Source organism: Paraburkholderia sediminicola (genome assembly GCF_046030555.1).
Classification (GTDB): domain Bacteria; phylum Pseudomonadota; class Gammaproteobacteria; order Burkholderiales; family Burkholderiaceae; genus Paraburkholderia; species Paraburkholderia sediminicola_E.
In genome coordinates this window covers 1-12,980 of record NZ_JAQQCH010000026.1, presented here as the reverse complement: position 1 = coordinate 12,980, position 12,980 = coordinate 1, and the positions used below count along the sequence as shown (strand labels likewise).

Here is a 12,980-nt window from a genome sequence, read left to right as displayed (position 1 = left end):
CAGGGAGGGCTGCTGATATGTCTTCGACAGCGGCGTACTTCAACGAACTCTACACAAGCAGCGACGACCCGTGGAATCTGCGCGAAGGCTGGTACGAGCGCCGCAAGCGCTCGCTCACGCTCGCACTGCTGCCGCGTCCCCGCTATCTCAACGCGTTCGAGCCGGGCTGCGCGATTGGCGAACTGACAGCCGAACTGGCGACCCGTTGCGACGCGCTGCTCGCCGCCGATCTGCACGAAACAGCGGTGCGTCTTGCACGCGAACGTGTTGCCGATATGCCGCAGGTCCGCGTTGAACAACGCACGGTGCCGCACGAATGGCCGACCGAGGCGGGACCGTTCGACCTGATCGTGATCAGCGAATTTGCCTACTATCTCGATGCAGCCGACCTCGAGACGCTGGCCGCGCGAATCGCAGCATCGCTCACGCCGGACGGCACGCTGCTCGCGTGCCACTGGCGCCGTCCGTTTGCCGAGGCGCTGGAGAGCGCCGACACCGCCCACGCGTTGTTCGATGCGCGCTGCGGCCTTTCGCGTCTCGCGCATCACGACGAAGCCGATCTGTTGATCGACGTATGGTCGCGCGATGCGCGTTCGGTGGCGCAACGCGAGGGGCTCCGATGATCGGCGTGGTCGTTCCGGCGCATAACGAAGAGGCGTTGCTGGCGCCGTGTCTTGCCGCGTTGATCGAAGCCTCGCGGCACGATGGTCTGGCCGGCGAAGCGGTGCGGATCGTCATCGTGCTCGATGCCTGCAGCGATTTTTCCGGCGCGATCGCGCGCGCTTACGGCGTCGAGACGCTGAGCCTGAAGGCGCGCAATGTCGGCATCGCGCGGGCGACGGGGGCTGACCTGTTGCTGGCGGACGGCGCCCGCTGGCTTGCCTTCACCGACGCCGACAGCCGCGTGTCGCCAGGTTGGCTGGTCGCGCAGTTGTCGCTGGACGCAGATGCGGTGTGCGGCTCGATTGCCGTCGACGAGTGGAGTGCTCATCCGCACAGCGTGCGCGAATATTTTCGCAAGACCTATGTGGACGCGGACGGTCATCGACACGTGCACGGCGCGAATCTCGGCGTCTCGGCCGACGCGTATCGACGGGCCGGCGGTTTCCCACCCCTCACGTGCAGCGAAGACGTCGCGCTCGTCGACCGGTTGATCGCGACGGGTGCCCGCATCGCGTGGAGCGCCGCCCCGCGCGTGATCACCAGCGCGCGCACGATGAGCCGCGCACGCGGTGGTTTCGGCGACACGCTCGCCGCATGGGCGGCTGGCTAATGCGGCCGGCGGCCGCAGTCCGCTTGATGGTCGGCGCTGATCCGATAGAAGAATCGACGGGGCGGCACTTTACCCGCGACCGCCTCGCGCGATCTCTTCACCGGCGCGATGCGGCATGCGCAGCGTTACGGGGATCGACGCGAACGAGCACAAGCCCACCACCAGGAACGCGGGCCAGAAATCCGACCACATGATGCTCGGATGTCCATGCAGCACGCGCGAAATCTGCAGCACGATACCGCCCACGGTCACGCCGAGGCCGAGCGACATCTGCTGCACGACGCTGCCGAGACTCGTCGCGCGGCCCACGTCGCGGCTGGCGATTTCCGCGTAAGTCAGCGAGTTGAGACTCGTGAACTGCAGCGCGGGGAAGAAACCGCCGAGCAACACGACGAACCAGATGATCCAGGTCGGCGTGCCGGGGAAAAACAGTCCGCACGCCGCGATGGAAATGCCCGACAGCGCCGCGTTCACCACCAGCACCGAACGGAAACCGAAGCGATGCAGCACGCGCGAAGCGACCGTACGCATGAACATGCCGCCGAACGCGGACGCACAGGTAATCAGGCCGGACTCGAACGCGCTCATGCCGTGTCCCTCCTGCAGCATCAGCGGCAGCAGAAACGGCAACGCCCCGAGGCCGATGCGAAACAGCGAGCCGCCGAGCACGCTCGCCTGAAACGTCGGTACCTTGAAAAAGCGCAGATCGAGCAAGGGGAGTTTGACGCGTTGCGCGTACAGGACGTAGCCCACGAGCAGCACTGCGCCGCTCGCGCACATGCCGAACGCGTCCCGATTCGACATGAGTTCACCACCGACTAGCGACAGTCCGAGCAGAAGCAGCACCGCGCCCGCTGCCGACAGAAAAAAACCGATCCAGTCGAGTGGCCCGGGGTCCGGTTCGCGCGTATTGGCGATGTGCCGGTTGGTCAGATAGATGCCGAGAATGCCGATCGGCACGTTGATGAAGAAGATCAGACGCCAGTGCAGATAGGTCGTGATGAAGCCGCCGAGCAGCGGCCCGGCGGCCGGTCCGAGCATCGCGGGAACGCTCAGATAGTTCATCGCGCGAATGAAGTCGGACTTGTGGACCACGCGGAAGATGATGATCCGCCCAACCGGGACCATCATCGCGCCGCCGACGCCCTGCACAAAACGAGCGAGGGTGAAGGTGGCCAGCGAGTTCGACGCAGCGCACAAGAGTGAGCCGGTCACGAAGATGCCGATCGCGGTGCGGAAAATCGTGCGCGCGCCGAAGCGGTCCGCGAGCCAGCCGCATACCGGGATGAACACGCCGAGACCGAGTACATAGCTCGTCACCGCGATTTTCAGCGTGACCGGATCGCGCCCGAAGTCGCGTGCCATGGCGGGCAACGCGGTGACGATCACGTTCGCATCGACGCTTTCCATGAACATCGCACATGCGACGATAAGGGGCGCAATCAGGGCTTTCTGGACGACGGTCATGGGAGCGCGGGCGGGCGATCGGCCTGCGGCAGAGAGCCGCAGGCAAAGGGGCCATTATTGCACCTGTACGGTGCGGATGGTTAATAGCGCGCGGCTGATGCTTCCCTTTTTCGAGATTGGTCGGGTTCCGGATGTGACCGTCGCACAACACCCGGAGGACATTATTGATATTTGTTGCGGCGCGGCATGAGACGGCTATAATCGGGTTATTGCCTAGGTATAAACCCTATACAGGAGTCCACCATGAACACTGCTTCCAACGTCGCTACCGCCCGCACTGCTAACGCTGCTAACACCACGTGGCTGGGCAAGATCCGCGCACTGGCTCTGCATGCGCTCAATCTGCATCTGCAAAACTGCGCGGTGATCGCTGAAGCGCACCGTCGTCCGCAGTAAACGGGCTAGTCAGCTAGTCAAATAGCTGGTGTGTCACCGGCTAGGAATCTCGAACACCAGACAGGTCGTCGTGGCATGCGCATAGAGCGTGCCGTCGGGGCCGACAAGGCGAGCTTCCGCCGTCGCCAGTTGCCGTCCGCAATGAATCACCTTGCCCTCGGCACGCACGCGTTGCACGCGCGGCGTCACGGCTTTCACGTAATTCACGCTTAGCTCGGCGGTGGTGTAGGCACGGCCTGGCGGCATCAAGGTATGCACCGAGCAGCCTAGTGCGGAATCGAGCAGGGTGGCGATCCAGCCGCCATGCACGGTGCCCAGTGGATTCAGATGCTGCGCGAGCGGGGTGCCCTGAAACACCGCCTGTCCCGCACTGACTTCGACGATCGTAAAGTTGAGTGTGCGCGCGATCGCGGCGTAGGGCAGTTCCGCGTTCATCATTGCCTGCATGACTTCCAGGCCGGTCTTGCCCGCCACCTGTTCTGGGCGCGCAACGCCAGGGCCCGGGCCGGCGTTAAGTATCGCCAATACTTCCTGCTCGCGTGCGAGCCAGCGCTCGAGCTGTTGTTCGTTCGTCAATCCGTGTCTCCTGTCCTGAGGCAAGCATGCTTCGGAATCGATGCATCGTCATCGATTAGAGCATCAAACCGTCTCAGGGCGCTGGAGGGCCCCCTCTGGATCGCAGGCACGCGCGGCGCCCGTGCCGTTCACAGTGGGGTTCGGATTGTCCGTGCCGGCTCGTGCGTTATTGGCGGGTACGTGACGCCACGGCGCGCTGCACTTTGGCCGTTCGCGCGGATAGCGCGCTCATCAAAATCGCTGTCGACACCAGCGCCACCAGATAGATACCGGCCATCACCCAATCCTGATCTGCCATCATCGTTCCCCTTCAAGTACCGGTTTTCGCGCGGAGAGATTCAACATTTCGCCGTGCCCTTGCTCTCAATTACGGCACGCGAAGCAGAAACCTTGATGGAGTCAGTCGTCCTTTAAAACGGTGCGCGATCCTGCACGACTCACGCGATACCGAATCTTTATCTCCGAATCTTCAATAAACGTTTAAAATCCGACCCCTTGTCGAGCGCAGCGGTCCTCATCAGCACGGCAAGTCAATCGGCAATATCGACCGTTTTATCGACGCATATTGCTCTGTCACGCCGCGCAACGCGTTCTACGTCAATTGCCGGTCCAGGTTAAAACCCGACAAATTGGTTGACCTTGACTAACACTGTCAACCTTTTTAACGCTTTGCCGTTATCCATTTGTAATCGCCGAAGTAAGGCGACGCCGTGGCAGACGACCCGTCGCCGCGACAGCTCTACGCAAGGCCCGCATTGACCATGTTCCACCGCTATAACAATAAATTCGACCTGCTAGGCGCGATGTTCGTCCGTGCATCGAAGACACTTGGCAAGCGAAGCGTTCTCTCGCCCGTGCTCGCGCTCGTCATTTGCGGGCTGCTGCTGCTCGTCTTGCAACATCTCTCGCAAGCGGTCGACTATCGCTCGGTTATGCGCCAACTGCGTCACCTGACGGCGGGCGAGTGGGCTGCTGCGCTCGGCGCGACCACGCTCAGCTATATCGCGCTGGTCGGCCGCGACGCGGTCGGCTTGCGCTACCTGGGCGCGGCAGTGCCGCGCGCGGCGCTGTGGATCGGTGCGACCGCGGGCTCGGCGCTCGGCAATGCGACTGGCTTCGGCGCGTTGACGGGGGGCGCCGTGCGCGCCCGCGTGTACGGCGTGTCGAACGTCACACCCGCACAGATCGGCCGCATGACGGTTTTTACGAGTGTTTCGCTGGCGCTCGCGCTGGTGCTGATGACGGCGCTCGGCATGGTGTGCCTCGCCGACCGTCTCGCGACGATGCTGCATCTCGCGCCGCCCACGCTGCGCTGGAGCGGCGCGGCGCTGCTCGTCGCGCTCGGACTCGGGGCGGCCGCCTGCCGTCCCGACACACGCCCGATCCGCACACGCTGGCAATGGTTGTCGTTCGATATCCCGGCGCGTCGCGACCTGGTCGCGCAAGTGGCCCTCGCCGTGCTCGACGTGGTGGCCGCGGGTCTCGCGTTGTGGGCGCTGCTGCCACATGCGGACGTCGGCTTCGTGACCTTCATCACCGTCTATGCCGCCGCGATGCTGCTCGGCATGATCGGCCACACGCCTGGCGGCGTCGGCGTGTTCGAAGCAGCGATGGTGTTCACGCTGAACGGCAGCGTGGAAACGCATCAGATGGTCGCGGCGCTGCTCGCCTATCGTGCGATTTACTTTGGCGTCCCGTTGATCGTCTCGGCGGCGCTACTCGCCGGTTTCGAAGGCCGCGCGCTGAAAAGCCGTTTGCCGCTGCGTCATGCGGCGGGCGCGTACAAACTCGCGCCGCTGTTTCTGAGCCTTGTCACGTTCGTGGTCGGCGGCATGCTGGTGATTTCCAGCGCGACGCCGGCGTTCTGGCAACGCATTCTGATTCTGCGTGACGTGCTGCCGCTGTGGGTGCTCGAAAGCTCGCAGATGTTGTGCAGCGTGCTCGGCGTGCTGCTGTTGTTCGTCGCGCGCGGTTTGCTGCGGCGTCTGGATGCCGCGTGGTGGGTGACCTTGCTGCTGGCGGTGTTAAGCCTCGCGCTGTCGCTGACCAAAGGGCTTGCGTTCGTGGAAGCGGGCGTGCTCGGCATGCTGATCGCGCTGCTGCTGTCCACGCGTCGCCGTTTCAACCGTCATTCGTCGCTGTTCGCCGAGCGCTTTACGGCGGGCTGGCTGGTGTCGGTGGCGATGGTGCTGATGCTGGCCGTGTGGGTCATGCTGTTTGCGTTTCGCGACGTGCCGTATACGCAAGACCTGTGGTGGCAATTCGCTTTCGACGAACGCGCGCCGCGGGCGCTGCGCGCGACGCTGGCCGCGAGTCTGTTCGCCGCCACGTTTTCTTTCTGGCAGTTGCTGCGTCCGGCGGCGGGCCGATTCGTCATGCCCGCGCCGCAAGATTTGCGGGACGCGGCGCGCATCGTACGCGCCCAGGAGCGTAGCGACGCCGGTCTCGCCCTGATGGGCGACAAGAGCTTTCTCTTTTCCGAGTCGCGCCAAGCCTTCCTGATGTACGCGAAAAATGGCCGCACGTGGGCCGCGCTTCACGATCCGGTCGGACCGCGCGAGGAGTGGGCCGGTTTGATCAGCAAGTTCGTCGCGCTCGCGCATGCGCACGGCGGCCGTGCGGCGTTCTATCAGGTGCGCGCCAACGCCCTGCCGCTCTATCTCGACGCCGGCCTCACGCTAATGAAGCTCGGCGAAGAAGCCCACGTGGTGCTCGACGATTTCGACCTGAAGGGCTCGCATCGCGCGCATCTTCGCTATGCGCTCAAACGTGGCGAGCGTGATGGCTTTACCGTCGAAGTGATCGATCAGGCCGATGTGCCGGCGTCGCTCGAAACGCTGCGCGAGATTTCCGACGGCTGGCTCGATAGCCGCGACGCGCGTGAAAAGAGCTTTTCAGTGGCCGCGTTTACCGACGAATACCTTGCCGCGCAATCCGTGATGCTGGTACGCCAGAACGGCGAGCCGGCCGCTTTTGTGACTTTCATGACGACCGACATGAACACCGAAGCGACGGTCGGCGTAATGCGGCACGTGGAAAGCGCGTCGCCGTATGCGATGGAATATCTGTTCACCCAACTGGCGTTGCATCTGAAGCAGGCAGGGTTCCGCTCGCTCAGTCTCGGCATCGCACCGCTCTCCGGCATGCAGCCGACGCCACTCGCGTCGCGCTGGCATCGGTTGGCGGGTATCGTGTGGCGCTTCGGTGGCCACTTCTATAACTTCCGCGGACTGCGCGCTTTCAAGAGTAAGTTCCAGCCGCATTGGGAGCCGCGCTATCTCGCGGCGTCGGGTTCGATGGGGGTGTTTTTCACGCTCGCGGACCTGTCATTGCTGGCAGGAGGCCGGCGTTCATGACATTGCATTCGTTTTTCAGGCTCGCCGCTGCGGCGAGCCTCGTTATTGGCAGCGCGGCTGCCTTTGCTGCGACCACTACCGTGTCCGGCGGCCGTTATGGCGACGTGACGGTGACCCAGCCGGCCGGACCCTTGCGCGGTTTCGTGGTGCTTTACTCGCCGGCAACCGGCTGGAGCGCAGCCGACCAGCAAACCGCCGATGCGCTCGCCAAGGCCGGCGCGTTGACCGTAGGTGTGGATACGGCCCGCTATGTGGCCAACCTCAGTGCGAAAAAAGAAGCCTGTCATCAACTGGTGGGCGATGCTGAGGCCTTGAGCCATCAACTCGAACGGCAATCGCAATCGAGCCGCTATTTCGCGCCGATCGTCGCCGGGACGGGGCAGGGCGCGACGCTCGCGATGCATGTGCTTGAACAGGCACCGTCGAATACGGTTGCCGGCGCGGTCTCGGTGGATGCGGAGCGCGATCTGGATCCGCGCTTTCAACCGTGCCCGCCGGACCCGACGATCATCCGCGACAAGGTGCCTGGCTTCGTCGAAAAGGCGACGCCCGGCAACGGCGATCGCACGCGACTCGTTGCCATGGTCACGCCGCATTTGCAAACGGCGTCGACGAATGATGACGACGTCTCCGACCTGCCGCTGATCGAATTGCCGGCCGCGCATCTGAACGGTCTCATGGCGATCGTGATTTCCGGCGACGGCGGCTGGCGCGATCTCGACAAGACCATCTCGCTCGCCTTGCAGAAAGACGGCGTCTCGGTAGTCGGTGTGGACAGCCTGCGCTATTTCTGGAGCGAAAAGACGCCGGCGCAGACGAGCCGCGATCTGGCGCGCATTATGCAAACCTACGGGGCGCGCTGGCATGCGGAACACATTGCGCTCGTCGGCTATTCGTTTGGCGCCGACGTGATGCCGTTCGCGTATAACCGCCTGCCTGAAGCGCTGCGCGCGAAAGTGTCGCTGATTGCGCTGCTCGGCTTCGCGCCGGATGCCGATTTCCAGATCCGCGTGGGTGGCTGGCTCGGTATGCCGGCGAGCGATAAAGCCTTGAAGGTACAGCCGGAATTGACGCGCGTACCGCCCGCAATCGTGCAGTGCTTCTATGGTGAGAACGAGAAAGACACGCTGTGCCCGGCGCTTACCAACACCGGCATCACGGTAATTCGCACGTCGGGCGATCATCACTTCGGCCGCGATTACAACGCGCTGGAGCGGCGCATGCTGGACGCCTTCAGGAAGCAAAGCGGCGTGCGTGATTAGCACATCTGTTTGAAGCGCGTCGCCGGAGCAGCGGCGCGTCTGTCCTGCATACCCTCATTCGTCTGTTGAGAGCGGTATCGCACATATACCGGCTCTGCCGGATTCTATGATCCTTACGAAGCCCTGGACGACAGTGTTCCCACGCGATATCGCGTGAGAACACTGCTACTCCTCAGTGTCGTCCGCGGATCTTTCTTGAAACTCTTCTGCTACAACGCAGCGCGCCACCGGGTAGCTCTGCTGCCCCGCGGCGTGCTTTCGGCATGACCGGCAGTTGTTCTCGCGCCCGTCCGGATAGGCCGATGCGCGTGCCGGTTCAATGCCCAACGGACTGAGGCTGTCAATGCTGGACTCCTTCTTCTTCGACACTGCCGCGAGCGAGCCGGATAGTCCCGCGCTATGGGTCGATGAACGCCTCTATTACTACGGTGAGATCGCATCGCGGGCGCGCCGGATTGCAGCCAGTCTGGCAGACGCAATGCCGGCCGGCCGCCCGGGGCGCTGCCTGTTGTTTGCACATCGCAGCGTGGCCGCCTACGCCGGTCTGCTGGGGATACTGAAGGCCGGTTTCGCTTATGTGCCGCTCAATGCCAATGTGCCCGCCGCGCGCATTGCGGCTGTGATCGAACAGTCGGGCGCGCCGCTGCTGGTGGTCGATCGGCGTTGCACGGCCTTACTCGAAGAAGCGTTGTCGCTGCTCGACGACTGCCCACGGATTTTGCTGCTCGATGGTGAAGGCGTGCAGGCCGCTGAAGATGTCCAGGGGACGAGCGCGGCGTCAGTCTCTGCCGCCGGTGCGCGGGGCAGGCTCCATCCGGACTCATCTGTTGCAAAAGCGCCTGCGTTACGCGCACCGCACGATCTGGCCTACATTCTCTTCACGTCCGGTTCGACCGGCGCACCCAAAGGCGTACCGATCTCGCACGCCAACGCCAACGCTTACGTGACAGGGCAGCTGCAATTGCTGGGCAGGGTTCCTCGCGCGCGCTACGCGCAATTATGCGAGCTCACCTTCGATCCGTCGGTACACGATATGTTCGTGTGCTGGGCAAACGGCGGCTGTCTGTATGTGCCGAAGACCGTCGAGCCGATCTACAACGCGGCATTCATCAAGGAACATGCGATCACCCACTGGAGCAGCGTGCCTTCGGTGGCCGGCTTCATGCAGCAGTTTCGCAAACTGGCGGCGAACGAATTTCCGAGCGTGCGTGTCACCCAGTTCGGCGGTGAGCCGTTACCGCGTTTGCTGGTACAGGCGTGGTTGCGCGCCGCGCCGAACAGCCGTGTGCTGAATATGTACGGGCCGACCGAAACGACGGTGGCCTGTGCCGCTTTCGAAGTCACACCGGAATTTGCGGACGACCCGCAGCATGCGGTCATGCCACTCGGGGCCGCATTGCCCGGGATGGAGTTGTTGATCGTCGACGCCGCGCTTACGCCGGTCGCACCCGGCGAAAGCGGTGAACTGCTGATCGGTGGACCGCAGTTGGCCGCGGGCTATCTGTCACCGAACGAATCGGGCAATTGCCACTTCGTTTCGACGAGTTATCCGGGTCATAGCTCGCAGCGCTGGTATCGAAGCTCGGACGCCGCACGCGAAGTAGCCGGGCAGGGCATTGTGTTTCAAGGGCGGCTGGACACGCAAATCAAGATTCGCGGCAACCGGATCGAGCTCGAAGAAGTCGAGCATGTCGTGCAGGCATGCAGTCATGCGGCGCTTTGCGCGGTGGTCGCCTGGCCCGTCGACGATGCGGGCCGTGCCGGTGGCCTGATTGCCTTCGTCACCAACGCGCAAGGCAGCGCGTTGCAGATTCTGCAGGCGTGCCGTCAGCGATTGCCCGTGTATGCCTTACCACAGCGAATCGTGATGCTCGACGCGTTGCCACTCAATGTGAACGGCAAGATCGACAGAAAGGCGCTCGCCGAATGCTGTGCAAGCAGCAATGCGGTCGCCTGATTTTCATGAACGAACATGATCGGTATAACGAAATATTGTTTTGAAATGCCGACGATTTCCTCGCGTTAGCGAGTGTTTTGGACCAGGTCATGGATGACGGTGCATCCGTGTGTGCGCTTTTGAATCGATGCATCGATGCTGTAGCTAAAAATTCAGATTTTCGGGGTATCAAATGAAAACTTACGTGCGCAGCATTCTTCAAGAGGCTGCCTGTCTCGACGTACCGGTCAACTCGCTGGTCGATCACGACGATCTCTACGCGGCAGGTTTGTCGTCGCTCGGCTCGGTTCGCATAATGATGGCCATCGAAGAAAAATTCGCCATCGAAATTCCGGCCGCACTGATTACCCACGATCTGTTTCAGAGCATCGAATCCCTCGCGCGCACGATTGCGCACCTCGTGCCGGAGGAATCGCTTGCGCCGCGAACCTGAAGTGGCGTTGCAGCGACAGATCATGACGAATCCGACCACCATGATGCCGGTAACATTCGACGGTTGTTTCGGATGGTTGCACCGACCAGTCCACACCCAGGCGGAAATGGCTGTGTTGCTATGCAATCCGTTCGGCTACGAAGCACTGTGCACGTATCACGGCTGGCGCGAATTTGCCGAGGCGCTCGCCGCGCACGGCATGCCCGCGCTGCGCTTCGACTACCCCGGCACTGGCGATTCGAGCGGTAGCGAAGAAGACCCGCAGCGCTTGCGCGTGTGGCTCGACAGCATCAAGGCAGCCGCAGCGTGGCTGCGCGCCGAAACCGGCGTGACGCGCCTGAGCTTATGCGGGCTTCGGCTGGGTGCTACGCTCGCGGCGTTGGCCGCCGAAGAGTTGGGCGATGTCGAGAATCTCGTGCTGCTCCTGCCGCTGAGTTCGGGCAAGAACTACATCCGCGAGTTGGAAATCCAGCATCAAAGCTGGCTTAGTGCGCAAAAATCACTTGGGGTCACCCTCGATGCCGAGGCCGCGGAAACGATCGGTGCGCATGGCTTCCGTCTCTATCCCGACTCACTCGAGATGCTCGCGAAGGTCGACCTCGAGCAGGGCACGCAATGTCCCGCGCGGCGTGTGCTGCTGCAGGAGCTGGGCGAAAGTGCGCGTCTGAAGCGGCTGGCCATGCATTATCAGGCTCAGGGCGCTCAAGCTGACCTGCAGATTTTCAGCGAGTACAGCAGGTTCCTGCTCGATCCTAGCTATAGCGAGCCGCCGGCCCAGGCATTCGGCAGCGTGCTCGAATGGCTGGGCGCAAAGGCGGTCACAGCGACCGGGACGGCGGTTGAGCTGCTGGGCTGCGCAGCGACGGCGCGGATCGAGTTCGAACACGGTCAGGAGGTGCCCGTGGTGTTCGATGGCGGGCACTACGCAGGGGTGTTCTGTCAGCCATTGCGCGCGCTTGAAGGGGCGCCGGCGGTACTGTTCGTCAACACGGGCGGCGTGCACCGGATCGGCGACGGCCGTTTCGCGGTGCTCATGGCGCGGCATCTCGCGGGGCAGGGCATCGCATCGCTGCGCATGGACTTCCGTGGTCTCGGCGATAGTCTGCGCCGCGACGAAGCGCTGACGCTCGATAGGGTGTACGCCCAATATGCAGTCTCGGACGCTCGCTCGGGCGTCGACTGGCTAGCAGCGGCCGGCTATCCGAAAACCGTCATGTTCGGCGTTTGCACAGGTGCGTATGTGAGCATTCATACGGCGCTCACGCATCCCGGCGTGGTGGGTTGCGCCGCCGTCAATCCGCCGCTGTTCGTGTGGGGTGGAGCACAAACGCGACCCGGCGCGCAGCACGTGGCGTCGAGCGTCGTCTACCGGCGTGCAATGCGCAATCCACGCAAATGGCTGCGGCTTCTGACCGGACAGGTGAATGGCCGCGCGATCAGTGCCGAACTCGCGCGCCGCCTATGCGCGCGCATCACCGCGCGCGCCAGCAGGGCGCTCGAGCGACTCTTCGGGCTGTCGACGCCAGCTGGCGCGGCCCGCAGAATCGCGCTGGAACTCGAGCGCAAGGGTGTGCAAACCTCGCTGATGTACGGTCCGCTCGACGAGGGATTGGACCAACTGGAGATTCATTTCGGACCGAACGGCACGCAGCTCGGCAAGCTGAGGAACATCACCGCGAAGGTCGTCGGCAAGGTGGATCACGCGCTCTTTTCACGCGCTGCCCGTGATGCGGTGATGGCGCAGTTCGACCTGTTTCTGCGCGAAAGAGTGCTGAGTACGCGGCGTGAAACCGTTGCGCCGAATCCTGGCTTGCGGGTCGTGAAAGTGCCGCAACCGTGAGTTTGCGGTTCCCTTCGCGCCTCCCTCAGCGTTTCCCTTTACCGCGCCGGGTACTACACCGTTTGCTGCAGTGGTTAGCAATACGGCGAGACATCGCCGCCGTCGCACGGCTCACAGGCGACGTTGCCCGACGTAACGAACAGGGATTGACAAAGGCCGCCAACTCAACGAAGATCAACCGCATGAACTGCCTCGACATCCGTATTGCGCTGATTATTAGCACCATTCATCGAATGGTGGGTTAGCGCGCGTCTGATAGCAGCGACATCAACCCGCCCCACGAGGCGGGTTTTTTTATGTCCGCTTTTCGCCTGCCTCCTGGTGATCTTTCTGTTGATTTGCCCTTGCCGCACAGGAGCTTGCTTTGTCGTTACACGAACCCAATCAGGTTGCGGAACCTGCGGACAGCGTGGCGTTGCG

General features: G+C 63.0%; 12 protein-coding genes. 8 read left to right on the top strand and 4 right to left on the bottom strand.

All coding sequences use genetic code 11. The annotated features are described in order from the left end of the window. Positions 1–17: 17 nt before the first annotated feature. Together PQQ52_RS28540 and PQQ52_RS28535 are read left to right on the top strand one after the other, a co-directional pair. Positions 18–623: a class I SAM-dependent methyltransferase gene (locus PQQ52_RS28540; RefSeq protein WP_408218933.1), complete on the top strand. Its 606-nt coding sequence runs from the start codon at positions 18–20 to the stop codon at positions 621–623. Then, the gene (locus PQQ52_RS28535) at positions 620–1,273 is read left to right on the top strand and encodes a glycosyltransferase family 2 protein (RefSeq protein WP_408218930.1); all 654 of its coding nucleotides are present in this window, start codon (positions 620–622) and stop codon (positions 1,271–1,273) included. Before PQQ52_RS28540 ends, PQQ52_RS28535 begins: the two co-directional genes overlap by 4 nt. Positions 1,274–1,342: 69 nt before the next feature. Here the strand turns inward: PQQ52_RS28535 and PQQ52_RS28530 are convergent, their stop codons facing one another. Further along, positions 1,343–2,740 (bottom strand): MFS transporter, encoded by a 1,398-nt coding sequence (locus tag PQQ52_RS28530; protein WP_408218927.1) that lies wholly within the window; start codon positions 2,738–2,740, stop codon positions 1,343–1,345. 243 nt (positions 2,741–2,983) lie between these two features. On the opposite strand from PQQ52_RS28530, the gene PQQ52_RS28525 reads away from it, so the two are divergent. Then, positions 2,984–3,136, top strand: coding sequence for a hypothetical protein (locus tag PQQ52_RS28525; RefSeq protein ID WP_408218924.1), 153 nt, complete (start codon positions 2,984–2,986; stop codon positions 3,134–3,136). 33 nt (positions 3,137–3,169) lie between these two features. Here PQQ52_RS28525 and PQQ52_RS28520 read toward each other — a convergent pair whose 3' ends face one another. Both PQQ52_RS28520 and PQQ52_RS28515 read right to left on the bottom strand, forming a co-directional pair. Then, positions 3,170–3,712: a PaaI family thioesterase gene (locus tag PQQ52_RS28520; RefSeq protein ID WP_408218921.1), complete on the bottom strand. Its 543-nt coding sequence runs from the start codon at positions 3,710–3,712 to the stop codon at positions 3,170–3,172. A gap of 166 nt (positions 3,713–3,878) precedes the next feature. Continuing rightward, the gene (locus tag PQQ52_RS28515) at positions 3,879–4,013 is read right to left on the bottom strand and encodes a hypothetical protein (RefSeq protein WP_408218918.1); all 135 of its coding nucleotides are present in this window, start codon (positions 4,011–4,013) and stop codon (positions 3,879–3,881) included. 502 nt (positions 4,014–4,515) lie between these two features. Between PQQ52_RS28515 and mprF the strand changes: the two genes are divergently transcribed. From mprF to PQQ52_RS28490, 5 genes are all read left to right on the top strand, one after another. Next, entirely contained in the window at positions 4,516–7,068 is a 2,553-nt protein-coding gene (gene mprF / locus PQQ52_RS28510) for a bifunctional lysylphosphatidylglycerol flippase/synthetase MprF (protein WP_408219126.1), read from the top strand. Then, the gene (locus PQQ52_RS28505) at positions 7,065–8,330 is read left to right on the top strand and encodes a virulence factor family protein (RefSeq protein WP_408218915.1); all 1,266 of its coding nucleotides are present in this window, start codon (positions 7,065–7,067) and stop codon (positions 8,328–8,330) included. Before mprF ends, PQQ52_RS28505 begins: the two co-directional genes overlap by 4 nt. 343 nt (positions 8,331–8,673) lie before the next feature. Further along, on the top strand, positions 8,674–10,287 hold the full coding sequence (locus tag PQQ52_RS28500; RefSeq protein WP_408218912.1) for an amino acid adenylation domain-containing protein: 1,614 nt from the start codon (positions 8,674–8,676) through the stop codon (positions 10,285–10,287). Positions 10,288–10,459: 172 nt separating this feature from the next. Next, positions 10,460–10,720: an acyl carrier protein gene (locus PQQ52_RS28495; protein ID WP_408218909.1), complete on the top strand. Its 261-nt coding sequence runs from the start codon at positions 10,460–10,462 to the stop codon at positions 10,718–10,720. Continuing rightward, complete coding sequence (locus PQQ52_RS28490; protein WP_408218906.1) at positions 10,704–12,560, top strand: serine aminopeptidase domain-containing protein; 1,857 nt, start codon at positions 10,704–10,706, stop codon at positions 12,558–12,560. Before PQQ52_RS28495 ends, PQQ52_RS28490 begins: the two co-directional genes overlap by 17 nt. Positions 12,561–12,724: 164 nt before the next feature. On the opposite strand, the gene PQQ52_RS28485 is transcribed toward PQQ52_RS28490, so the two are convergent. Then, on the bottom strand, positions 12,725–12,980 hold a 256-nt coding region (locus PQQ52_RS28485), incomplete at its 5' end, for a hypothetical protein (RefSeq protein WP_408218903.1).